Source organism: Streptomyces sp. NBC_01525 (assembly GCF_045040405.1).
GTDB lineage: Bacteria > Actinomycetota > Actinomycetes > Streptomycetales > Streptomycetaceae > Streptomyces > Streptomyces benahoarensis.
Genome location: NZ_CP109397.1, coordinates 1,655,931 through 1,679,567 on the forward strand (window position 1 = coordinate 1,655,931; position 23,637 = coordinate 1,679,567).

19 protein-coding genes are annotated in these 23,637 nt (G+C 72.7%); 4 read left to right on the plus strand and 15 right to left on the minus strand.

Annotated features, from left to right (window positions below; translation table 11 throughout):
* Positions 1–49 precede the first annotated feature (49 nt).
* From OG422_RS07410 to rsmH, 15 genes are all read right to left on the minus strand, one after another.
* Positions 50–343, minus strand: coding sequence for a YggT family protein (locus tag OG422_RS07410; protein WP_405741102.1), 294 nt, complete (start codon positions 341–343; stop codon positions 50–52).
* 68 nt (positions 344–411) lie between these two features.
* On the minus strand, positions 412–1,032 hold the full coding sequence (locus OG422_RS07415) for a cell division protein SepF (RefSeq protein ID WP_143941697.1): 621 nt from the start codon (positions 1,030–1,032) through the stop codon (positions 412–414).
* Between the two features lie 125 nt (positions 1,033–1,157).
* Positions 1,158–1,877, minus strand: a complete 720-nt coding sequence (locus tag OG422_RS07420; protein WP_405741105.1) for a YggS family pyridoxal phosphate-dependent enzyme — start codon at positions 1,875–1,877, stop codon at positions 1,158–1,160.
* On the minus strand, positions 1,874–2,611 hold the full coding sequence (gene pgeF / locus OG422_RS07425; protein WP_405741108.1) for a peptidoglycan editing factor PgeF: 738 nt from the start codon (positions 2,609–2,611) through the stop codon (positions 1,874–1,876). The genes OG422_RS07420 and pgeF overlap by 4 nt, the downstream gene beginning before the upstream one ends.
* 13 nt (positions 2,612–2,624) lie before the next feature.
* A complete protein-coding gene (ftsZ, locus tag OG422_RS07430) occupies positions 2,625–3,851 on the minus strand; it encodes a cell division protein FtsZ (protein ID WP_405741111.1) in 1,227 nt (408 codons plus the stop codon).
* A gap of 283 nt (positions 3,852–4,134) precedes the next feature.
* Entirely contained in the window at positions 4,135–4,953 is an 819-nt protein-coding gene (locus tag OG422_RS07435; protein ID WP_405741114.1) for a cell division protein FtsQ/DivIB, read from the minus strand.
* Positions 4,954–4,974: 21 nt separating this feature from the next.
* Positions 4,975–6,066: an undecaprenyldiphospho-muramoylpentapeptide beta-N-acetylglucosaminyltransferase gene (gene murG, locus OG422_RS07440; protein ID WP_143941703.1), complete on the minus strand. Its 1,092-nt coding sequence runs from the start codon at positions 6,064–6,066 to the stop codon at positions 4,975–4,977.
* A 6-nt stretch (positions 6,067–6,072) separates the two neighbouring features.
* Entirely contained in the window at positions 6,073–7,425 is a 1,353-nt protein-coding gene (ftsW, locus tag OG422_RS07445) for a putative lipid II flippase FtsW (RefSeq protein WP_405741117.1), read from the minus strand.
* A gap of 54 nt (positions 7,426–7,479) precedes the next feature.
* Positions 7,480–8,925, minus strand: a complete 1,446-nt coding sequence (gene murD, locus OG422_RS07450; protein WP_405741120.1) for a UDP-N-acetylmuramoyl-L-alanine--D-glutamate ligase — start codon at positions 8,923–8,925, stop codon at positions 7,480–7,482.
* Positions 8,922–9,986, minus strand: a complete 1,065-nt coding sequence (gene mraY, locus OG422_RS07455) for a phospho-N-acetylmuramoyl-pentapeptide-transferase (protein ID WP_143941705.1) — start codon at positions 9,984–9,986, stop codon at positions 8,922–8,924. Before mraY ends, murD begins: the two co-directional genes overlap by 4 nt.
* A gap of 5 nt (positions 9,987–9,991) precedes the next feature.
* Positions 9,992–11,482: a UDP-N-acetylmuramoyl-tripeptide--D-alanyl-D-alanine ligase gene (gene murF, locus OG422_RS07460; RefSeq protein WP_405741124.1), complete on the minus strand. Its 1,491-nt coding sequence runs from the start codon at positions 11,480–11,482 to the stop codon at positions 9,992–9,994.
* A 62-nt stretch (positions 11,483–11,544) separates the two neighbouring features.
* Positions 11,545–13,314 (minus strand): UDP-N-acetylmuramoyl-L-alanyl-D-glutamate--2,6-diaminopimelate ligase, encoded by a 1,770-nt coding sequence (locus OG422_RS07465; RefSeq protein WP_405741127.1) that lies wholly within the window; start codon positions 13,312–13,314, stop codon positions 11,545–11,547.
* 18 nt (positions 13,315–13,332) lie between these two features.
* Positions 13,333–15,363: a peptidoglycan D,D-transpeptidase FtsI family protein gene (locus tag OG422_RS07470; protein WP_405741130.1), complete on the minus strand. Its 2,031-nt coding sequence runs from the start codon at positions 15,361–15,363 to the stop codon at positions 13,333–13,335.
* 98 nt (positions 15,364–15,461) lie between these two features.
* Positions 15,462–16,091 carry a septum formation initiator family protein gene (locus OG422_RS07475; protein ID WP_405741133.1) on the minus strand — a complete coding sequence of 210 codons (630 nt, stop codon included), beginning with the start codon at positions 16,089–16,091 and terminating at the stop codon, positions 15,462–15,464.
* Complete coding sequence (gene rsmH / locus OG422_RS07480; RefSeq protein ID WP_405741136.1) at positions 16,088–17,047, minus strand: 16S rRNA (cytosine(1402)-N(4))-methyltransferase RsmH; 960 nt, start codon at positions 17,045–17,047, stop codon at positions 16,088–16,090. The genes OG422_RS07475 and rsmH overlap by 4 nt, the downstream gene beginning before the upstream one ends.
* A gap of 488 nt (positions 17,048–17,535) precedes the next feature.
* Between rsmH and OG422_RS07485 the strand changes: the two genes are divergently transcribed.
* From OG422_RS07485 to OG422_RS07500, 4 genes are all read left to right on the plus strand, one after another.
* Positions 17,536–18,096, plus strand: a complete 561-nt coding sequence (locus OG422_RS07485) for a carbonic anhydrase (RefSeq protein ID WP_143944268.1) — start codon at positions 17,536–17,538, stop codon at positions 18,094–18,096.
* Between the two features lie 283 nt (positions 18,097–18,379).
* On the plus strand, positions 18,380–19,402 hold the full coding sequence (locus OG422_RS07490; protein WP_143944269.1) for a MoxR family ATPase: 1,023 nt from the start codon (positions 18,380–18,382) through the stop codon (positions 19,400–19,402).
* The gene (locus OG422_RS07495) at positions 19,402–20,820 is read left to right on the plus strand and encodes a DUF58 domain-containing protein (RefSeq protein WP_405741140.1); all 1,419 of its coding nucleotides are present in this window, start codon (positions 19,402–19,404) and stop codon (positions 20,818–20,820) included. The genes OG422_RS07490 and OG422_RS07495 overlap by 1 nt, the downstream gene beginning before the upstream one ends.
* A gap of 129 nt (positions 20,821–20,949) precedes the next feature.
* Entirely contained in the window at positions 20,950–23,358 is a 2,409-nt protein-coding gene (locus tag OG422_RS07500) for a DUF3488 and DUF4129 domain-containing transglutaminase family protein (protein ID WP_405741143.1), read from the plus strand.
* The last annotated feature ends 279 nt before the right edge of the window (positions 23,359–23,637 follow it).

Genomic DNA, 23,637 nt, shown 5'->3' on the forward strand with positions numbered 1-23,637 from the left:
CTCTACTTCACCTCAACGTAGTCGTCGGCAATCGGCAAGACCGTATCGTTCACACCAACAACACCGACCTCACGACGGTGATCAGGATGTATACGATGATCATCAATACGAAGAAGGACAGGTCAAGCGCCACGCCCCCGAGACGCAGCGGCGGGATGACCCGCCGCAGAAGCTTGAGTGGCGGATCAGTGATGGTGTAAGCGGCTTCGAGAATGACGACCATCGCCTTGCCGGGTTGCCATGAACGGGCGAACTGGAACACGTAGTCCATCACCAGCCGGAAGATCAACACGATCAGGAAGCAGTACAGCGCGATGTAGATCACCTGCCCAAAGACACTCATCTTCGCGCGCCCCTCTCCCCTGATCCCTCGTGTCGGCCTCGCGGCCTCGGTGTGCCCGGTGTTGCGTCTCAGCTCTGGTTGAAGAACCCACCCTCTGCGATACGGGCCTTGTCCTCCGCCGTGACATCGACGTTAGCAGGCGACAACAGGAACACCTTCTGCGTCACGCGCTCGATGCTGCCGTGCAGACCGAAGACCAGCCCGGCGGCAAAGTCGACAAGTCGCTTCGCGTCGGTGTCGTCCATCTCCGTGAGGTTCATGATCACCGGAGTGCCCTCACGGAAGTGTTCCCCGATGGTACGGGCTTCGTTGTAGGTCCGGGGGTGCAGTGTGGTGATGCGGTAAGGCTCCCGCTCGGACACAACTTTGGGCATGATCACCGGTGCGTTCTTCTCCAGATTCGGACGGTCGGGTGTGATGGATGCCACGGGGGCGATTCGGGCGGGTCGTCCGCTTTCCACGGGCAGCGGAGTGGGCTCACGCTGCGCGGGCGGCTGAACGGATCTGACCGGCTCCTCCCGCTCCGGGCGTGTCTCCGGCTGCACTTGCTGCTGCTGCCGCCGTCCGCGGTCGGGCTCCGGGTCGAGCTCGGGCTCGAACTCGTCATCGGGGTCGAACCCCCGGCCGTCGTACCCATCGTCCTCCACGAGGCCGAGGTAGACCGCCATCTTGCGCATCGCGCCGGCCATTCTCTGCGTCCTCCGCTCTGTGGTGGATCGGCTCCGTCACCGGGCGCCCTGGATCCACTCGGCCTGTCCCCTTTTTTTACGGGAATGACCATATTTTGTGCTGTGGTCCGACTTGCTTGGCGACGTTACCCGAGGCGTGGACGGACTCCGAGTACCGCAGTGCCGACGCGCACATGTGTCGCTCCGGCCGCCACGGCGTCCTCCAAGTCCGCACTCATGCCTGCCGACACCATGGTGGCAGCAGGATAAGCGGCGCGCAGGTCGGTTGAGATTTCCCTGAGCCGCTCGAACGCGGCCCGCTGGCGCCCCTCGTACGGCCCCGCCAGCGGTGCGACCGTCATCACACCGTCCAGGCGCAGCCCTTGGGCGCTGTCGATCGCCTCCGCGAGCGCCGCGACACCGTCGGGCGCCACCCCGCCGCGGTCGCCCCGCTCCCCCGCCTCGGCGTCCAGCGCCACCTGGATCAGGCACCCCATCTCCCGCTCCGCGCGCACCGCTTCCTTGGAAAGCGCGGTGACCAGACGGGCGCGGTCGACGGACTGCACGAGCCCGGCGTACCCGGCGACGGAGCGGACCTTGTTGGTCTGCAATTGACCGACGAAGTGCCAAGTAAGGGGCAGATCGGCGCATTCGACGGCTTTGGGTGCCGCGTCCTGATCGCGGTTCTCCGCGACCTGACGCACGCCGAGTTCGGCGAGCAGCCGCACATCGCTCGCCGGGTAGGTCTTGGTGACCACGATCAGCGTGACCTCGTCACGCCGACGCCCGGCGGCGGCACACGCGGCCGCGATGCGCTCCTCGACCCGCGCCAGATTGGCGGCCAGTTCCGTCTTGCGGTCCGTCACAACGCGCCGTCCAGCCATACGTAGCTCGCGAGCCGCCCGGTGGTGCGGTCGCGCCGATAGGAGAAGTGGTCCGCCGATTCCATGGTGCAGATGTGGGAATCTTCACGGACCGGTACGCCGGCGGCGGCGAGTTGGGCCGCGACGCCCGCGGTGACGTCCACCGCCGGGGTGCCCCAGGAGGTGGTCGCCCATGCCTCGGGTACCACCGCCGCGACCTCGTCCCGCATCGCGGCGGGCACTTCGTAGCAGCGGCCGCACACGGACGGTCCGGTGTGGGCGACGATCCGGTCGGCCCGCGCGCCCCGTTCGGTCATGGCGCGGACCGTTTCGGGCACCACACCGGCCACCATCCCGGGCCGCCCGGCATGCGCGGCGCCGGTGATCCCGGCGACCGGGTCGGCGAGGAGTACGGGGGTGCAGTCGGCGGTGAGCACCGCGAGGGCCAGGCCCCGACGGGTGGTCACCACCGCGTCCACACACGGGATGTCGCCGTCGCACCACGGCCCGTCGACCACCGCGACGTCCTTGCCGTGCACCTGGTTCATCCAGACCACGGACTCCGGCGCGAGGCCGAGTTCCCGGGCGGCGCGGGCGCGGTTCTCGCGGACGGCCGCGGGGTCGTCGCCGACCGCGCCACCAAGATTGAGCTGATCGTACGGAGCGGCGCTCACCCCGCCCCACCTGTCGGTGAAGGCGAAGTGCGCGCCGCTCGCGTACCGCTGTTGCTTTATCACTGCTGTGCTTCGGCTACTTCAGGAAGTCGGGGACGTCCAGCTCCTCGGCCGCGGTGTCCGAGTACGGACGGGCCGGGGGCACCTGCGGGGTGATGGGCTTCGAGGACAGGACGTCGCCCAGCGAGGAGGTCTCGGCCGGGGCCGACCCCTCGTCCCGTACCGGCACCGCGCCCAGTCCGCCGAAGGACGACGACCGCGGCTCGGGCGGGGCGGCCGGACGGCTCGGGGCCGGGGCCGGGTCCTCGCGCTTGGTGGAGGAGGAGCCGATGACCGTGTCGCGGCGGGCCGGCGGCTGACCGCCGTCGAAGCCCGCGGCGATGACGGTGACGCGCACCTCGTCGCCGAGCGCGTCGTCGATGACCGCGCCGAAGATGATGTTCGCCTCGGGGTGGGCCGCCTCGCTGACCAGCTGCGCGGCCTCGTTGATCTCGAAGAGGCCGAGGTCCGAGCCGCCGGAGATGGAGAGCAGCACACCGCGGGCACCGTCGATGGACGCCTCCAGGAGCGGCGAGGAGATCGCCATCTCCGCGGCGGCCACCGCACGGTCGTCGCCGCGCGCCGAGCCGATGCCCATGAGCGCCGAACCGGCCTCCGACATCACGGACTTGACATCGGCGAAGTCGAGGTTGATCAGGCCGGGCGTGGTGATCAGGTCGGTGATGCCCTGGACACCGGAGAGCAGCACCTGGTCGGCCGACTTGAACGCATCCAGCACGCTCACCTGGCGGTCCGAGATGGACAGCAGGCGGTCGTTGGGGATGACGATGAGGGTGTCGACCTCTTCGCGGAGGCTGGCGATGCCGTCCTCGGCCTGGTTGGCCCGCCGACGGCCCTCGAAGGTGAACGGCCGGGTGACCACACCGATCGTCAGGGCGCCCAGCGAACGGGCGATGTTGGCGACGACCGGGGCGCCGCCGGTGCCGGTGCCGCCGCCCTCGCCCGCGGTCACGAAGACCATGTCGGCCCCCTTGAGGACCTCCTCGATCTCCTCGCGGTGGTCCTCGGACGCCTTGCGGCCGACGTCCGGGTTGGCGCCGGCGCCGAGTCCGCGGGTCATTTCGCGGCCGACGTCGAGCTTGACGTCGGCGTCGCTCATCAGCAACGCCTGCGCATCGGTGTTGATCGCGATGAACTCGACGCCCTTGAGCCCGACCTCGATCATCCGGTTGATGGCGTTCACGCCACCGCCGCCGATGCCGACGACCTTGATGACTGCGAGGTAGTTCTGCGGTGCTGCCACGTCGAAGGCCTCTCGCCTCGAGTTACGTGTCGCCGCCTCACATTCTTTGTGGACGCCGACTGATGCCGATGGGACGGTCCGTAATGCCGACCCGAACCCTAACGTTGAAGTTTAGGGTTACTTGTATCCGTGTTCCTTGGGAGCGAAGTCCCTTTGGAACGAGACACTAAGTCGACAAGTGGCGCACGTTCAACGAACACGCCGAACCTCCCGTTTTTCTTTTCACCCTATGTGATCACCCGCGGTGATAGCCATCCAGGGTGCTGGCCTGCGACAACGGCCGTCAACTCCCGGACACCGCAGGCGCACTGGGAACGGATACATCGAAGTGGTGTGCGTCACGCGCGGCTTTGAGGAGAGCGGCCAGCACCGCCGCCTTTCGGGGGCCGTGTTCGCTACTGCCCCACACCACCGTGCGCTTCCCGGCCAGTTCGAGCGTGATCGCATCGTACGACGTCACGCGCACCGCTTTGACCTCATTGTGAAGGGTTTTGGGGAGGCCGGACGCGACCTCGACCGCGGCCCGGCGCAGTCGGGCGGGGCCGAAACGGTCCAGGCTCGGGGCGTCGCCTGCCGCCAGCTGGAGTGCGGGGATGCCCTTGGGAGGTGCGGGCACGGTCGCGAAACGGACACCCTCGGCGTCGACTTCGACATACTTTCCGCCCTCGGGCATGACCAGTTCCGGTTCCCTTTCGGTCACCTTCAAGACGATCGTGTGCGGCCAGGAACGGACCACGTCCACGGACTTGATCCGGGGCAGCCGGTGGCGCAGCCGGGCGGCGATCGCGTCGGTATCGACCGACACCAGAGGGCTGCGCAGCGGGGCATCGGCGGCTTCGACGACCTCGCCGGGGGTCAGCACCCGGGTGCCGGACGCCTTGACGCCCGACACCCGTAGCCAGTTCGAGCCGTAGAGGGCCCAGACGGCGAAGCCGCCGAGGAGGAGCGCCAGGATCAGCGTGATGATCAGACCGCGGCGGCCCGGTCCACGGAAGGGGAGGCGTGGCCACAAGCGCCGTCCGGCGCGGGCCGGTTCGGCGGGGGCCCGGCCGGAGGCCGACGCCCCCTTTGTCCCGCTGCGGGCGGCGGTCGGTCCGGCCACGCTCCCCCTGCCTTTCGTCGTCTAGCTGTTCCGCTGGGCAATCGCCTCGTACACCATGCCGACGAGGAGCTCATCGGCGTCCCGGCGGCCGAACTCGGAGGCCGCGCGGGACATCTCGTACAGCCGGTGCGGGTCGGCGAGGACCGGGAGCACCGTGGACTGCACCCACTCCGGAGTGAGCTGGGCGTCGTCGACGAGGAGTCCGCCACCGGCGTTGACCACCGGCTGGGCGTTCAGCCGCTGTTCGCCGTTGCCGATCGGCAACGGGACGTACGCGGCGGGAAGCCCGACGGCGGAGAGTTCGGCGACGGTCATCGCGCCCGCGCGGCAGAGCATCATGTCCGCCGCGGCGTAGGCGAGGTCCATCCGGTCCACGTACGGTACCGGGACATAGGGGGGCATGCCCGGCATGTTGTCGACCTGTGGCAGTTCGTTCTTCGGGCCGACCGCGTGCAGGACCTGGATACCGGAGCGCTGGAGCGCCGGGACCGCGGCCTGGATGACCTCGTTGAGGCGGCGCGCGCCCTGGGAACCGCCGGAGACCAGCAGCGTCGGGAGGTTGGGGTCGAGCCCGAACGCCGCGCGCGCCTCGGGGCGGACCGCCGCCCGGTCGAGGGTGGCGATGGTGCGGCGCAACGGAATGCCGACGTAGCGGGCGCCGCGCAGCTTGCTCTCCGGGGTGGAGACCGCGACGTACTTGGCGTACCGGGAGCCGATCTTGTTGGCCAGACCCGGGCGGGCGTTGGCCTCGTGGACGACGATCGGCACGCCCAGGCGCTTGGCGGCGAGGTAGCCGGGCAGCGCGACGTAGCCGCCGAACCCGACGACGCAGTCCGCCTTCGTCCGCTCCAGGATCTGCTCGGCGGCCTTGATGGTGCCGCGCAGCCGCCCGGGGACGGTGATGAGTTCGGGGGTGGGCCTACGGGGCAGCGGTACGGCCGGGATCAGTCCCAGTTCGTAGCCGCGCTCCGGGACGAGCCGGGTCTCCAGACCGCGTTCCGTGCCGAGTGCCGTGATCCCCACGGTCGGGTCCTGCCTCCGCAGTGCGTCCGCGAGGGCGAGCGCGGGCTCGATGTGGCCGGCGGTCCCCCCACCGGCGAGTACGACATGCACCGAAATTCACCGCTCTCCGGACGGTCGCCTCGTGACGCGCCGTCTCATCGTCTTCCATCTCACCCCGGCCGGTTTCCTTCCGGAACCCGGCCGCCGCATGGCCTGCGCGGCCAGCGCCGCCCGCGCCGCGGGCTCGTCACGCGCGAAGGCGATCAGCAGCCCGACGGCGAACATCGACGGCAGCAGGGCGGAGCCTCCGTAGGAGAACAGCGGGAGCGGGACACCGGCGATCGGCAACAGGCCGAGCACCGCACCGATGTTGACCATGGTCTGAGCCATGATCCAGGTGGTCACACCTCCCGCGGCATACCTCACGAAGGGGTCCTCCGTGCGTCCGGCCACGCGGATACCCGCATAGCCTAGAGCCGCGAACAGGGCGAGCACCGACAGCGTCCCCGCCAGTCCCAGTTCCTCCCCGGTGATGGCGAAGATGAAGTCGGTGTGCGGTTCAGGGAGTTCACCCCATTTTTCCATACTCGCGCCGAGCCCGGAACCGAAGAGTCCGCCGGAGGCCAGCGCGTAGATGCCGTGCACCGCCTGCCAGCACTGGTCGCTGGGGCCCGGATCGGTCGCGCCGATGCAGGCGAGACGGGACATACGGTTGGCGCTGGTCTTGATCAGCAGGGCGCCGATGGCCGTGGCGGCGCCCAGGACGCCGACGAACAGCCGGGTGGGGGCGCCCGCCAGCCACAGCAGCCCGAAGAGGATCGCCGTGAGAATGATCGCGGTACCCATGTCGCCGCCGAGCATGATCAGCCCGAGCAGCAGGAAGGCGACCGGGATCAGCGGCACCAGCAGATGCTTCCACTGCACCAGGAGTTTCCTCTCCTGCTTGCGGGCGAGCAGATCGGCACCCCACAGGACGAGCGCGAGCTTCCCGAACTCGCTGGGTTGCATCTGGAAAGCGCCGCCGAGGCTGATCCAGTTCTGGTTGCCGTTGACCGCGACCCCGATCCCCGGCACCTGCACCAGGCACATCGCGAACACCGAGACGGCCAGCAGCGGATAGGCGAGCGCACGGTGCAGCCGCACCGGCAGCCGGGCGGCGAGGTACAGCAGGACGCCGCCGATGACCGCGGCCATCAGCTGTTTGCGGAAGAAGAAACTCGGCGCCAGCCCGGACTGCAGCGCCTTGATCTGCGAGGCCGAGTAGACCATCACCAGACCGAGGACTATGAGCAGCATGCTGCCGCCGAGAATCAGGTAGTACGCCGTCAGCGGACGGTCCCAGGCCCGCCGGACCCGGGTGTAGAGCCTCCGCGGGCCGCCGCCGGTCGGGCGACCGCCGCGCGGCGTCCGCGGCGCGGTGACGGTGCGCCGCGGACGCGGCGGCGCCGCCTTCGCCGATCGGGCCGTCATCTCGTCCCCTCCACAGTGCGGGCCGCAGATCCTCGACGGGAGCGGGACGGGCGGCTACCGGCCTGATGCGCTGAGCTCGCGCACCGCGTCGGCGAAGGCGTCGCCGCGCTTGTTGTAGTTCACGAACATGTCCATCGAGGCGCAGGCCGGGGCCAGGAGCACCGTGTCGCCGGGCTCGGCGAGCGCGGCCGCTTCGCGGACCGCCTCGGACATCGCCCCAGTGTCGGTCCGGCCGAGGTCGACCACCGGGACATCGGGGGCGTGTCGCGCCAGGGCTTCGCGGATCAGCGCCCGGTCGGCGCCGATCAGCACCGCCCCGCGCAGCCGCCCCGCGGCCGAACGCACCAGCTCGTCGAAGGCGGCCCCCTTGGCGAGCCCCCCGGCGATCCAGACGAGATGTTCATACGAGGCCAACGACGCCTCGGCCGCGTGGGTGTTGGTCGCCTTGGAATCGTCGACGTACGCCACACCGGCGACGTCCGCGACGTGCTGGATGCGGTGGGCGTCCGGCTGGAACGCCCGCAGCCCCTCGCGGACCGCCGCGGGCCGCACGCCGTACGCCCGGGCCAGCGCCGCCGCCGCGAGGGCGTTGGCGATGTTGTGCGGCGCGGGCGGCGTGACGTCGCCGACCTCGGCCAGCTCCTGGGCCTGCTGCCGGCGGTTCTCGACGAAGGCGCGGTCGACGAGAATGCCGTCGACCACCCCGACCTGCGAGGGGCCCGGGGTGCCGAGGGTGAAGCCGATCGCCCGGCAGCCCTCCTCGACGTCGGCCTCGCGGACCAGGTCCTCGGTCGCCCGGTCGGCCACGTTGTAGACGCAGGCGACGGTGTTGCCCTCGTAGATCCGGCCCTTGTCGGCGGCGTACGCCGCCATGGAGCCGTGCCAGTCGAGGTGGTCGGGGGCGAGGTTGAGGACCGCCCCGGAGTGGGCCCGTACGGACGGGGCCCAGTGCAGCTGGTAGCTGGACAGCTCCACGGCGAGGACGTCGTAGTGCTCGGAGTCCTGGCCGAGGACGAGGTCGATGATCGGGGTGCCGATGTTGCCGGCGACCGTGGTGCGCAGGCCCGCGGCCTCCAGGATCGCGGCGAGCATCCGCACCGTGGTGGTCTTGCCGTTGGTACCGGTGACCGCCAGCCAGTCGGCGGCGTCCGGGCCGCGCAGCCGCCAGGCAATCTCGACGTCGCCGACGACGTCCACCCCGGCCGCGGCGGCCGCGGTGAACAGCGGGCTGTCCGGCTTCCAGCCGGGCGAGGTGACGACGAGGCCGGTGCCCTCGGGGAGGGTGACGCCGTCGCCGAGGCGGACGGTCACCGAACCCTCGGCGACCTCCCGGACCGCCCACCCCTCCAGCTCCGCGGCGGCGGCCCGCTGCCGCTCGCCGTCGCCGCCGTCCACGACCGTGACGTGGGCGCCGAGACCGGCCAGGGCGCGGGCGGCGCTGATGCCGCTCACGCCCAGACCGGCGACGGTGAGGTACGCGCCTGCGAATTCCGCGGTCACTTGGCGGCCTGCCAGCCGCCGTAGAAGAGACCCAGGCCGACGATCACGCACATGCCCTGGATGATCCAGAACCGGACCACGACAAGGACTTCCGACCACCCCTTGAGCTCGAAGTGGTGCTGGAGTGGCGCCATGCGGAAGACCCGCTTGCCGGTCATGCGGAACGAACCGACCTGGATGACCACGGACATCGTGATGAGGACGAACAGACCGCCCAGGACGGCCAGCAGCAGCTCGGTGCGGGAGCAGATCGCCAGACCGGCGAGCGCACCGCCCAGCGCCAGCGAACCGGTGTCACCCATGAAGATCTTGGCGGGCGAGGTGTTCCACCACAGGAAGCCGAAGCAGGCGCCCATCAGGGCGGAGGCGACCACCGCGAGGTCGAGCGGATCGCGCACCTCGTAGCAGCCGGGGCCCGCGGTGATCGCGTTGGCGCAGGACTCCTGGTGCTGCCAGATGCCGATGAAGGTGTACGCGCCGAAGACCATCACCGAGGCGCCGGTGGCCAGGCCGTCGAGGCCGTCGGTGAGGTTCACGCCGTTGGACATCGCCAGGATCATGAACAGCGCCCAGATGACGAAGAGCACCGGGCCGATCTGCCAGCCGAAGTCCTGGGTGAAGGAGAGCCGGTCGGACGCCGGGGTGGCGCCGCGCAGGTCGGCGAATTGCAGCGAGAGCACCGCGAAGGCGATACCGACGATCAGCTGGCCGGCCATCTTCGCCTTGGCCCGCAGGCCCAGCGACCGCTGCTTGACGATCTTGATGTAGTCGTCGAGGAAGCCGACCAGGCCCATGCCCGCGAAGAGGAAGAGCACCAGCACACCGGAGAAGGTCGGGTCGCTGGAGGTGATCACCTTCGTCAGGGCGTAGGCGATGATCGTGGCCAGGATGAAGGAGATGCCGCCCATGGTGGGCGTGCCCTTCTTGCTGCCGTGGCTACGGGGGCCGTCATCGCGGATGAACTGCCCGTAACCCTTCTTGGCCAGCAGCTTGATCAGCAGCGGGGTACCGATCAGGGTCAGGAAGAGCCCGATCATTCCGGAGAAGAGGATCTGCTTCATCGAGTTCATCGGGTCGCGGACCCGCTCTCGGCGCCCTGTACGCCCTCACCGTCCAGCAATGCCGCCGCGACCCGTTCGAGCCCCACCGACCTGGATGCCTTCACCAGCACGACGTCCCCCGGCCGCAGCTCGCTGCGCAACAGGTCGACCGCCGCCCGCGTGTCGGACACGTGCACCGACTCCTCACCCCACGAACCCTCGTTGTAAGCGCCCATTTGCAGCCAGGCGGCTTCCCTGCCACCGACCGCCACGAGCTTGCTGACGTTGAGCCGGACGGCCAGGCGTCCGACCGCGTCGTGTTCGGCGAGGGCGTCCTCGCCCAGCTCGGCCATCTCTCCGAGCACCGCCCACGTGCGCCCGCCCCGCGCCTTACCGGCTTCGCCCATCGCGGCCAGCGCTCGCAGCGCCGCTCGCATGGACTCGGGGTTCGCGTTGTAGGCGTCGTTGACGACCGTCACGCCGTCCGCGCGCTCGGTGACCTCCATCCGCCAGCGGGAGAGCGTGCCGGCTTCGGAGAGCGCGGTGGCGATCTCGTCCACGGACATGCCCGACTCGTGGGCGACGGCGGCCGCGGCGAGCGCGTTCGACACGTGGTGCTCACCGTACAGCCGCATGGTCACCTCGCTGCACCCGGAGGGTGTGTGGAGCGTGAAGGCGGGCTGTCCGAGCGCCGTGAGCCGGACATTCTCGGCACGGATGTCGGCGTCCGGCGCCTCGCCGAAGAGGACCGTACGGGCCTTCGTGCGGTGCACCATGGCGCGGACGTAGGGGTCGTCGGCGTTGAGCACGGCGACGCCGCCCGCCCGTCGCCCGCCCCCACCCTCCTGTGCAAGCCCTTCGGACCCTTCTTCGGCCTCTGCGGGCAGCGCCTCCACCAGTTCGCCCTTTGCCAGGGCAATCTGCTCGCGGCCGCCGAACTCGCCGATGTGCGCGCTGCCGACGTTGAGGACCACACCGATCCGGGGCGGGGTGAGCGCCGCGAGATAGCGGATGTGACCGACGCCGCGCGCGCCCATCTCCAGGACGAGGTGGCTGGTGGTGTCGTCGGCGCGGAGCGCGGTGAGCGGCAGGCCGATCTCGTTGTTGAGGTTGCCCTCCGGCCACACCGTCGGGCCGTTGCGCTGGAGAAGCTGGGCGATCAGGTCCTTGGTGCTGGTCTTGCCCGCGGAGCCGGTGAGGGCGACGACGTTGGTGCCCAGGCGCCCGACGACGGCGCGGGCCAGTGCGCCGAGCGCGGCGACGACGTCGTCGACGACGATCGCCGGGACGCCGACGGGGCGGGCGGCGAGAACGGCCGTCGCGCCGTCGGCGACGGCGCCCGCGGCGAAGTCGTGGCCGTCGGCCCGTTCACCGGCGAAGGCCACGAAGAGGCTGCCGGGGCGTACCTCACGGGAGTCCTTCACGACCGGGCCGGAGACCGTCAGCTGCGGGTCCGGTATGTCGTGCGGCTGCCCGCCGGTGATGCTCGCGATCTCGGCGAGGGTCAGGGAGATCACAGGTCACCCCCGGCGAGCGGCGGAAGGTACCAGCGGAAAGGTTGTGCGCGCATGGCGGTGTGTCATCCCTGGTGGTTCGGCTGTTGCTCGGACTGCGAGGCCACGATGGCCTCGCGCAACACCTGGCGGTCGTCGAAGGGGCGGACCACTCCGGCGATGTCCTGGCCCTGTTCGTGGCCCTTGCCGGCGACGATCACGGTGTCGCCCGGTTCGGCGCGGGCGACGGCAGCGGCGATGGCCGCGCCGCGCTCCTCCTCCACGAGGACGGTGCCGCGCTCGTGGATCGGCACCTCGGCGGCGCCCGCGAGCATGGTCGCGAGGATCGCCAGCGGGTCCTCGGAGCGCGGGTTGTCGGAGGTCAGTACGGCGGTGTCGGCGAGGCGGGCCACCGCGGCGCCCATGGGCACGCGCTTGTGCGGGTCACGGTCGCCGCCGCAGCCGAGCACCGCGTGCAGCTTGCCGTCGGTGACCTTGCGCAGCGCCCGCAGAACCGATTCGACGGCGTCGGTCTTGTGCGCGTAGTCGACGACGGCGAGATACGGCTGACCGGCATCGACGCGCTCCAGGCGACCGGGGACACCGGGGACCGCGGCGACGCCGTCGGCGGCGGTCTGCGGGTCGATCCCGGCGACGACCAGGGCGGTGATCGCGGCGAGCGCGTTGGCGACGTTGAACGGACCGGCGAGCGGCGAGGCGGCCCGCAGCTTCTCGCCGTGGGGGCCGTGCACGGTGAACGTCGAGCCGAGCGCGCCGATCTCGACGTCGGCGGCACGCCAGTCCGCGTCCGGGTGGCCCTCGGCGGAGAAGGTGGTCACCGGAACCTCGGAGAGGCCGCGGGCCAGGCGCTTGCCGTACTCGTCGTCGAGGTTGACGACACCGGCGCGGCTGCGGGCCCGGGTGAACAGCCGGGCCTTGGCCTGGAAGTAGTCCTCCATACCGGAGTGGAACTCCATGTGCTCCGGGCTGAGGTTGTTGAAGACGGCGACGTCGAAGACGCAGCCGTCGACCCGGCCGAGGACCAGCGCGTGGCTGGAGACCTCCATGGCGACGGAGCGGACGCCCCGCTCGCGCATGACGGCGAAGAGCGCCTGGAGGTCGGTGGCCTCGGGGGTGGTGCGCTCGGACTTGATGCGCTCGTCGCCGATGCGGGTCTCGACGGTGCCGATCAGCCCGGTCAGCGCGCCCTCGCCCGCGGCGGCCGCCGCGGCTTTCAGCCCGCCCTCCCGTCGCCCGCCACCACCCACACGGGACAGCGCTGCGCGCAGGCCCCCCTCAACGAGGTAGGCCGTGGTGGTCTTGCCGGAGGTCCCGGTGATGCCGATCTGGAGGAGGTCCTCGCCCGGCGCGCCGTAGATGGAGACGGCCAGGGCGCCCATCCGGGCGCGTGGGTCGTCGGTGACGAGGACCGGGAGGCCGGTTCCGGCGGCGCGCTTCTCGCCCGTCGGGTCGGTCAGGATCGCCGCGGCGCCGAGGTCGGCGGCCTGGGCGACGAAGTCGGCGCCGTGCAGGCGGGCCCCGGGCAGTGCCGCGTAGACGTCACCGGGGCGTACCGCCCGGGAGTCATGGGTGATGCCGGTGACCTGGACGTCTGCCGCTTCGGAAGCGGAGGTGCCCAGCTGCTCGGCGAGGACCGCCAGAGGGGTGGGCCGGACCTCCTCGGGGCGGGGCGCTCCCGGGTACGTTCCGGAGGCGTCCTTCTGGGCGTTGGGGGACTGTTCAGCATGTGACACGGCGGTGAGCGTACCGGGCGCGGCGGCTCCGAGGCGAAGCGAGGGCTCCGGGTGGGAGCGGTGCGCCGGCTCGGGTGTTCCGTGGGGAGTGATGGTCGTCACGGCGATGTTGCCTCGTTTTCAGTCGCCTGGCGTGAAGGTGACGGGCAGCCTCGGCGGCGCGCTGCCGCTGGGCGGGACCTGTAGGGATTTCAGCGCGAACTTCATCACCTGCTGGTAGACGGGGCCGCATACCTGGCCGCCGAAATAGCTGCCCTTGGTGGGGTTCTGGACCGCGCAGTAGACGGTGATGCGGGGGGCGTCGGCGGGGGCGAAACCGGCGAAGGAGGCGGTGTAGCCGTGGTAGCGGCCGGTCTTGGGATCCACCCGGTTGGACGTGCCGGTCTTGCCGCCCACGCGGTAGCCGTCGATCTTCGCGGCGGCGCCGGTGCCCTCGCGGTCGTCGACGACGGATTCGAGCATGGTGGCGAGCTGCCGGGCGGTCTTCCGGCTCACCACGCGGTTCTTCTCGGGGGCGGGCGCCTGTTGGTAGTGGCCGTCGGGTCCGGTGGCACCGCGGATGAGGGTGGGGGCGATGCGCTCACCGCCGTTGGCGACGGTGGAGTAGACGGAGGCGGCCTGGACGGCGTTGAGCGAGAGGCCCTGGCCGAACGGGATCGTGTACTGCTGCGAGGTGTTCCAGTCCTGCGGCTTGGCCAGGATGCCGTCGGTCTCGCCGGGGAAGCCGAGTCCGGTGGGGCGGCCGATGCCGAACTTGTCGAGGTACGAGTGGAGCACGCGGTTGGCCTCGGGCTGGGTCCTGCCGAGCTGGCCGGTGGCGAGGATGGTGCCGATGTTGCTGGACTTGGCGAGGACGCCGTTGAGCGTGAGGTGCCAGGTGTCGTGGTCGATGTCGTCGGCGAAGAGCCGGTCGCCGCGGTGCAGCCGGTTGGGGACGGTGACGCGGGTCGCGGGGGTGGCGGCGCCCTCCTCCAGGACGGCGGCCATCGACATGAGTTTGCTGGTGGAGCCCGGTTCGTAGGCGTCGGTGAGGGCGGCGTTGCCGAGGGCTGTGGGGTTGGCCCGGTCGAGGTGGTTGGGGTCGAAGCCGGGGGCGTTGGCGAGGGCGAGGATCTGTCCGGTGCGGGTGTCCTGGACGACGACGTAGCCGCGGTCGGCCTTGGACTTGGTGACCTGCTCGGTGATGGCCTTCTGCGCCTCCCACTGGATGTCGCGGTCCAGGGTGAGGCGGACGTCGGTACCGGGGACGGCGGGGTGTTCCTGGGTGTCGGCGGTGGGCACCCGGCGGCCGCCGGACTGCGCGTAGACGAGCTTGCCGTCCTTGCCCGCCAGCTCCTTGTTCAGCTGGGCCTCCAGGCCACCGCCGCCCTTGCCCTCGCTGTTGACGAAGCCGAGGACACCGGCGGCGAGGGCGTCGTTGGGGTAGACGCGCTTGCTGTGCCGGTCGGCGAAGATCCCGACCAGGACGTTGGGATCGGGCGCCTTCTTCGGCGCGGCGGCCGCCTTCCTGTCCAGCTCCGCCCGCATGTCCTTGATCTTCTTCCAGACCTGCGGGGTCTGCTGCCGGGCGAGGACGACGTACCGGGAGGAGGGCTTGGAGAGCTTGGCGGCGAGGGTGGCGCGGTCCTCGCCGAGGACGGGCGCGAGCAGCGCGGCGGCCCGCTGCGGGGCGCCCGCCGTCTTGATCTTGTCGAGCGCCAGCAGGCTGGGGTCGGCGGTGATGTCGTACGCGTCGACGGTGGTGGCGAGGTCGACGCCGGAGCGGTCGGTGATGGCGCCGCGCTCGGCGGCCAGGGTCACCGGGACGTAGCGGTTGACGTTGGCCCTGGCGGCGTACGCGGCGGCGTCGACGGCCTGCACCTGGAAGAGGCGGACCACGAAGACCAGCATCACCAGCGTCAGCGCCAGGGCGACCAGCCGCAGCCGGGGCCGGGGGCTGCCCAGTCGGAGCGCGGGCGCGGGCCGGGCGGGCCGCGGGGCCGGGCGCGGCCGGGCGGGGCGGCGCGGCGGCGCGGCCTTGGCGGGGCGGCGGGCGGCCGGGGGGCGGCCGCTCTTCGGCGCCGGGCGGCCGCTCTTCGGCGCCGGGCGGCGGGCGCCGCCGCTCTGCGCGGGGCGCGGCACGCGGCGCCGGGGGTCCTTGGGCGCGGTCATGACGCGGCCCGCCGGTGCGGGGCGCCGGTGTCCGTGGCCGCGGGCGGCCGGGGCGCTCCTGCGTCGTACGGCTGGGGGGCCTGGTACGTCACCGGGTTTCACCTGCCGGAGGTCGTCGGGGCGGGGCCGGCCGCGGCGGGCGCCGGGGCGGCCGGTGCCGCGGAACCGGCCGGGGCCGGTGAGCCGGGCGGACGGGGCGGGGCGGACGGCACGGGGGCACCGGCGGCGCCCGGTGCGGCCGGGGCGCCGGCGGGTGCGGTCCCCGGGGCGCCCGGGGCCAGCGCGTGGGCGCCCTGGGCGGCGGAGGCGCCGAGCGCTCCGGGGAGCGACGGCCCGGCCGGGGCGTGCAGGGGACGCGGCTCCTCCGTCGCCTCGCTCGGCTTGCCGCGGACCGTGCCGTCCGGGGCGAGGAACGCCGGGTTGCCGCCCGGCACCATGCCCAGTTCGCGGGCGCGGCGTTCGAGGGCGCCCGGCGCGGAGACGGCGTCCACGGCCTGCTGGAGTTCCTGCTGGTCGTCCGTCAGCTCATCGGTCCGCTTCTCCAGCCGGCTCAGCTCGAACGAACCCTGGTTGAGCGCGGAGTTGAGCAGCAGCAGGGCGAGCAGACCGGAGCCGAGGAGGACGACGACCAGCAGGACGAAGGGCGTTCGCGCGGCGGAGCTGCTCCCGCCGGGGAACAACGCCGCGAGGCGGGAGGGCCCCTTCGGCGAACGCCCCCGGGGGGTCACGCGATGTCCTCGCGGATGCGTTCGGCGCCGCGCAGCCGGGCCGGGGCCGCCCGCCGGTTCTCGGCGACCTCTTCCTCCGTGGGAAGTTCGGCGCCCCGGGTGAGGAGTTTCAGACGCGGCTGGTACTGCTCGGGCACGACGGGCAGGCCGGGCGGCGCGGTGTTGGTGGCACCGGCGGCGAAGACCTGCTTGACGATCCGGTCCTCCAGCGAGTGGTAGGCGAGGACTGCGATCCGGCCGCCGACCGCCAGCGCCTTCACCGCGGCGGGCACGGCCCGCTCCACGCTCGCCAGCTCGCCGTTGACCTCGATGCGCAGCGCCTGGAAGGTGCGCTTGGCGGGGTTGCCGCCGTGCCGCTTGGCGGCCTGCGGCAGTGCCTCGCGGATCAGCTCGACGAGCCGGGCGCTGTTGCGGAACGGCTCCTTCGCCCGCTCGCGCACCACCGCCTCGACGATCCGCTTGGCCTGCTTCTCCTCCCCGTAGGAGCGCAGGATCCGCACCAGCTCCCCGGGGGCGTAGGTGTTGAGGACGTCGGCGGCGCTGATGCCGGTCGTCTGGTCCATCCGCATGTCCAGCGGCGCGTCCTGGGCGTACGCGAAACCGCGGTCGGCCTCGTCGAGCTGCATGGACGAGACGCCGAGGTCGAAGAGGACGCCCTGGACCCGGGGCACGCCGAGGCGGTCGAGGACCTCGGGGAGTTCGTCGTAGACGGCGTGCACCAGGGTGGCGCGGTCGCCGTACGGGGCGAGCCGTTCACCGGCAAGGCGCAGCGCCGACGGATCGCGGTCGAGGGCGATGAGCCGGGCCGCGGGGAAGGTGGCGAGCAGGGCCTCGCTGTGGCCGCCGAGGCCGAGGGTGCAGTCGACGACGACGGCGCCCGGCTCGGCAAGGGCGGGGGCGAGCATGTCCAGGCAGCGCCGGAGCATGACGGGGACGTGGCGAGTGTTGCCGGTCATGCGCGGCCCCCGCTTCGCCGGGCGGACCCGCATCCGGGGCGGGCGCACCTCTTTCTGATTCGCTCGCTGCGCTCGCTCATAAGCCTTCCGATGGGTGAGCGGCAGGTGGGTCCCCGGCCGCTGGCGGGGCGCCGCACGAACCGCTTGGTCCCCGCCCGCTCTGAAGGGGAAGTGGCTCTCCGGCGACGGGGAATTGGCGTCGGAAGGCCGCTGGGAGCGGGAGGAGGCCGAACCGTACGTGTGGTGGACACGCGAGGGCTTCGGGGACCGAGGAGAGCGTCACGCCTCCCACTTCGCGCCACTTTAGTCCACCGCCTTCCCCGGTCAATCAACCGGTTCCGCGCGTCCCGGAGCGGCCGTTCGGGCCTCCGCTCACCCGTGCGGGGCACCGTAACGCTCCATGTGGATTACGTCACAAAGGGTGATGTCATCCGGTATGCAGGCTCCCAGGTGCGGCCTGATCCGGCGGCCGGGGCTACGGTGAGGCCATGTCCATATCTGCCTCTCCGTCGCCGTCCCCGGCCGCCGACGACACCGCCGCGCCCGCCGGGACCACCGTCACCGACCGCCTCGTCGCGGCCAACGCGCGGTACGCCGACGCGTTCAGCGACCCCGGCATGGATGCCCGGCCGGTCCTCAAGGTCGCTGTCGTGGCCTGCATGGACGCCCGTCTCGACCTGCACGACGCGCTCGGCCTGGAGCTCGGCGACTGCCACACGATCCGCAACGCGGGCGGGGTGGTCACCGACGACATCATCCGTTCCCTGACCATCAGCCAGCGCGCGCTGGGCACCCGCTCGGTGGTGCTCATCCACCACACCGACTGCGGTCTGCTGGGCCTCACCGAGGACTTCCGCCACGATCTGGCGGCCGAGGTCGGCCAGCGTCCCACGTGGGCCGTCGAGGCGTTCAAGGATCTCGACGAGGACGTCCGCCAGTCGATGGAACGGGTGCGCACCTCGCCGTTCCTGCTCCACAAGGACGACGTCCGCGGCTTCGTGTTCGACGTCGCCACCGGTCTGCTGCGGGAGATCTTCCCCCAGCGCTGACCCCGCACCGGCGCCGGGTACGGGACCACGTCCCGTACCCGGCTTCGTGCTGCCCGGACGCGGGCGGGCGGAGGTCACCCGCCGGGGCGAAACGCCGTCAGTTGTCCACAGGCCATGACGCGGAGTGCGCGCGGCGGTGAGAATGCGGGGGTGGCGTCGCCGCGGCTCGGGCCGGGTGCGACGCCACGTCCGGGGGCGGACCGGGGGCCGTACGGAAGGCGCCGGTCCGGTGATGAGGAATCCTCTGTTCAGCGCGGGCACGGGGAAGGGCCGAGGAGGGCCGGTGACGACGTATGACGAGCGAGCGAGCCTCGTTGATGTGACCACCACTGCCGAACGGGTGCAGCGGTCGGTCGAGGGGGTCATCGAGGGCAAGCCGGAGGTCGTACGGCTGGCGTTGACGGTGCTGCTCGCCGAGGGGCATCTGCTCCTGGAGGACGTACCGGGCGTCGGCAAGACGATGCTCGCCAAGGCGCTGGCGCGGTCCCTGGACTGTTCGGTGCGGCGGATCCAGTTCACCCCGGATCTGCTGCCCTCCGACATCACCGGTGTCGGCGTCTTCGACCAGCAGAGCAAGGAGTTCGAGTTCAAGCCCGGCGCGATCTTCGCCCAGTTCGTGATCGGCGACGAGATCAACCGCGCCTCCCCCAAGACCCAGTCGGCACTGCTGGAGTCCATGGAGGAGCGGCAGGTCACGATGGACGGCCGGACGTACGAGCTGCCCAGCCCGTTCATGGTCGTCGCCACCCAGAACCCGGTCGAGATGGAGGGCACGTATCCGCTGCCGGAGGCGCAGCGGGACCGCTTCATGGCCCGGGTGTCCGTCGGCTATCCGAGCCCGGCGGCCGAGCTGCGGATGCTCGACGTGCACGGCACGGCGTCGCCCCTGGAGGGGCTGCGGCCGGTGGCGCGCGCCCAGGAAGTGGTCCGGCTGACCGAGGCGGTGCGGGGCGTCCATGTGGCGGAGGCGGTGCGCCGGTACGCCGTGGAGCTGGTGGCGGCCACCCGCGCCCATCCGGATCTGCGGCTGGGCGCCTCACCGCGGGCGACGCTGCATCTGATGCGCGCGGCGAAGGCGTCCGCGGCGCTCGCCGGGCGGGAGTACGTGCTGCCGGACGATGTGCAGGCGCTGGCCGTCCCGGTCCTCGCGCACCGGCTGCTGCCGACCTCGCAGGCGCAGTTGAACCGCCGCGGCGCGGAGCAGATCGTGCTGGAGATCCTGCACCGCGTCCCGGTGCCGGACCCGGCGCGGCAGGCGCGGGCGGACGCCCCGGACCGCCGCCCGCCCGGCCTCCGGGAGCGGTGATGTCCGGCGGGAGCGGCCCGGGGGTCGCCGAGCGGGGTGGGCTGCGGGCGGCCTTCGCCGGGCTGACGACGCGCGGCCGGTCGTTCCTCGCCGCGGGGGTCGCCGCCGCCGTCTGCGCGTATCTGCTGGGCCAGGCGGATCTGCTGCGGGTGGGGCTGCTGCTGGCGGCGCTGCCGCTGGTCTGCGTCCTGGTGCTGCACCGCACGCGCTACCGCGTCGCCGCGCGCCGTACGCTCGCGCCCGCCCGGGTGCCGGTGGGAGCCGAGGCCCGGGTGCGGCTGTCGGTGGAGAACCTCTCCCGACTGCCGACGGGTGTGCTGATGCTCCAGGACCGGGTCCCGTATGTGCTCGGGCCGCGGCCGCGGTTCGTGCTGGACCGCGTCGAGGCGGGCGGGCGCCGGGAGGTGTCGTACCGCGTCCGGTCGGATCTGCGGGGATGTTTCCCGCTGGGGCCGCTGGAGCTGCGGTTGGCGGATCCGTTCGGCATGTGCGAGCTGACCTGCGCCTTCGGCTCGTCGGACACGCTGACGGCGGTGCCCCGCACGGAGCCGCTGCCGCCGGTACGGATGGCCGGGGAGACGGCCGGGTTCGGCGAGGGGCGGCGGCGTTCGGCGGCGCTGACGGGCGAGGACGACGTCATTCCGCGCGGCTACCGCCACGGCGACGATCTGCGCCGGGTCCACTGGCGGTCCACGGCGCGCCACGGCGAGCTGATGGTGCGCCGGGAGGAGCAGCCGCAGCGGACGCGGTGCACGGTGCTGCTCGACACCCGGGAGGCGGCCCATCGCGGCACCGGTCCGGAGTCGGCGTTCGAATGGGCGGTGGCAGCCGCCGCGTCCGCCGCGACGCATCTGCTGGAGCGCGGTTTCCCGGTACGGCTGCTGACGGACACGGGCACCTCGGTCCCCGGCCCGGAGGGCCCCACCGCCACGCCGGGCGGTACGGACGCCGGTGCGACGGCCGGGCTGCTGCTGGACGTCCTGGCCGTGGTGGAGCCGTCCGGGGAGCCGGGGCTCTCGGCGGCGTACGAGGCGCTGCGCGGCGGCGAGGGCCTGCTGATCGCGTTCTTCGGCGAGCTGGACGAGGAGGCGGCCGAGGCGGCGGCGCGGATGCGGCGGCGCAGTACGGCCGCGGTCGCCTTCGTCCTGGACGGCGACGCCTGGGCGCGGAACTCCTGGGAGGCACGGTCCGGAGCCCGCCCGGCGGCGCTCGACGACCGGCTGCGGATGCTCCGCGAGGCGGGCTGGACGGCCCTGCCGGTGGCGCCCGGCGCCTCGCTGCCCGCGCTGTGGCGGGCGGCCGACGGGGCGAGCGGCATACCCTCCGATGGTCTCTGGGCGGGCGCGGCGTCCACGCCGTACGCCCCGGGGGACACGGACGGCGCGGCAGCGGGGCGGGGAGCGGGACATGAGGCGTGATGTGAGCGGGCGGCAGAACGGCGGAGGGGCGCGCGGACGGCGCGTCGCGACGGACGGGCGGGCGCCGGGCAGCGGCCCGGGCCCCGGGTGCGCCGTGAACGGCCGGGCCGTGCGGGCGGGAGGGTGCGGATGAGCGGGCGGGGGCCTGCGCTGTGGGCGGCCGTGGCGACGCTCTGCGCGTCCTGTGCGCTGGTGCCGTTGGTCGATCCGGCCGCCTGGATGGTGCAGGCGGCGCTGCTGGTGGCGCTGGTGGCGGCCGCGGGCGCCGGTGCGCGGCGGCTGCCGTGGCCCCGGCCGCTGGTCATCGTGGTCCAGGCCGTGGTGGCGCTGCTGACGCTGACCGCGCTGTACGCCGGTGGGCAGGCGCTTCTCGGGGTGCTGCCGGGCCCGGACGCCGTCGCGGAGCTGGTCCGTCTCGGGCAGTCCGGGGTCGCCGATGTGAGCCGGTACGCCAGCCCGGCGCCGCTCACGCCGGGCATCCGGCTGCTGCTGGTCGGCGGGGTGACGCTGGTCGGCCTGGTCGTGGACGCGCTGGCGGTCACGTACCGCAGCGTCGCGCCCGCCGGGCTGCCGTTGCTGGCGCTCTACTCGGTGGCGGCGGGGCTGGCGCCGGGCGGCACGGGCTGGCTGTGGTTCCTGATCGCCGCCGCGGGCTATCTGCTGCTCCTGCTGGCCGAGGGCCGCGACCGGCTGTCGCGGTGGGGCCGGGTGTTCGGCGGGGCGGCGGGCCGGAGTTCCCGGTGGTTGCCGGGGTCCGGAAAGGCCGCGGACGCGCCCGCTCCGGCGCCGGTGCGGCACGGGCGGCGGATCGGCGTGCTGGCGCTCGGCGTCGCCGTCGCCGTCCCGGCGGCGCTGCCGTCGCTGGGCACCGGGCTGCTCGGTACGGGCGGCCGGGACGGGGGGGCCGGCGGCGGCACCATCTCGGCGGTCAACCCGCTGGTCTCCCTCCAGAACAGCCTGAACCAGCCCGAGGACAAGGAGGTCCTCAACTACCGCACCACGGCGAGCGACACCCGCGATCTGTATCTGCGGATCGTCGCGCTCGACCAGTTCGACGGCACGGCCTGGAAGCCGTCCGAGCGGACGGTGACCGATGTGCCCGAGCAGCTGCCGCGGCCCGTGGGGCTGTCCCCGGACGTCGCCACCACCCGGATCAACACCTCGATCTCGACCGCCGAGTGGTACGGCCAGAACTGGCTGCCGATGCCGTTCCCGGCGTCCCGCGTCGGCATCGCCGGGCGGTGGCGCTTCGAGGAGCAGGGCCGCACCCTGGTGGGCGACCGCGGCCAGAACACCCGCGGCCTCCAGTACCAGGTGGAGAGCCTGCGGGTGCGACCGACCGCCCGGCAGCTCGCCGAGGCCCCGCCGCCGCCCGCCGCGCTGCGCCGCGAGTACACCGAGGTGCCCGCCGAACTGCCGCCCGTGGTCGCGGCGACGGCCCGGCAGGTGACCCGCGGCGCGGCCACCCCGTACGCGAAGGCCGTCAAGCTCCAGGACTGGTTCGCGACCGACGGCGGCTTCCGTTACGACACCGAGGTGCGGGCGGGCAGCGGGGTGCGGGCCATCGTGCGGTTCCTCCAGCAGAAGGAGGGCTTCTGCGTCCACTTCTCGTTCTCGATGGCCGCGATGGCCCGCACCCTGGGCATCCCGGCGCGGGTCGCCGTCGGTTTCACCCCGGGCACCAGGCAGCCCGACGGTACGACATCGGTCGGCCTGCGGGACGCCCACGCCTGGCCTGAGCTGTACTTCCAGGGGGTGGGCTGGACGCGTTTCGAGCCCACGCCGAGCCGCGGCAACGTCCCGGAGTACGCGCTGCCGGACACCTCGCAGGACACCTCGCCGGGCTCCCCCGCGCAGGAGCCGACCCGGCCCACGACGCCGTCAGACGGCCCGCGGCCGGACCCGACCTGCGGCCCCGGCCGCCAGTCGGGCGCCACGGGCTGCACGGCGGCGGCACCCACGGCCCCGGACTCGGGCTCCTCGGGCGGCGGCCCCTCCGTCCTCGCCGCCGTCGGCCTCACGCTGGGCGGTCTGCTGCTGCTCGCAGTGGCCGCGCTCCCGGGGCTCTGGCGGTCCCGGGTCCGGACCCGACGACTCTCCACCGACGGCCCGGCGGGCACCCTCAGCGCCTGGCAGGAACTGCTCGACACCGCCTGGGACCTGGGCATCGCCCCGGACGAGGCACTCACCCCACGCCGCACGGCCGACCATCTCGTCGACACCGCCGCACTCCCGCCGCAGGCCGCCGAGGCCGCGCACCGGGTGGCCGGGGCGGTCGAGGAGTCCCTGTACGCGGCACGGCCCCGGCCCGCACCTCGGGTGGCCGAGGACGTGCGGCTGGTCTGCGCGGCGCTGCGCGCGCAGGCGTCCCGCGTGGCGCGGTGGCGTGCGGCCCTGCTGCCGCGCTCGGCGGGCCGGCTGGCCCGGGAGTACGCGGCCCGGTGGACGGCTTTCCGGCGGCGCCAGGCGTCCGGCCGGGCGGCGGTGGCTGTCCGTCGCGTCGCCGGGGTGCTGCAGACCGGTGGGCGACGGAGGTGACCTGGGGGGATCGCTGGGGGACGGGTTGCGGGCTCGGCGCACAGCGGCCAGGGGCTCGGGCGGGGAGCGGTCCGGTGTGGGTCCTACGCCGGTCCGCCTGACGGCTGGGCTCTGCCACCCGGGCGCGGCTGCCCCTATGGAGGGAGGCTCTGGCTGGGGTCCGGTGCGCGGTGCCCGTGCGGGGCCGGGCTCGGGCCTTTGGGCGCGGCTGCCCGCACCCCGGCACGACTACCCGCACGGCGAGGCTCCGGCCCGGGGCGCGAGTCCGCCGCGCCCCCG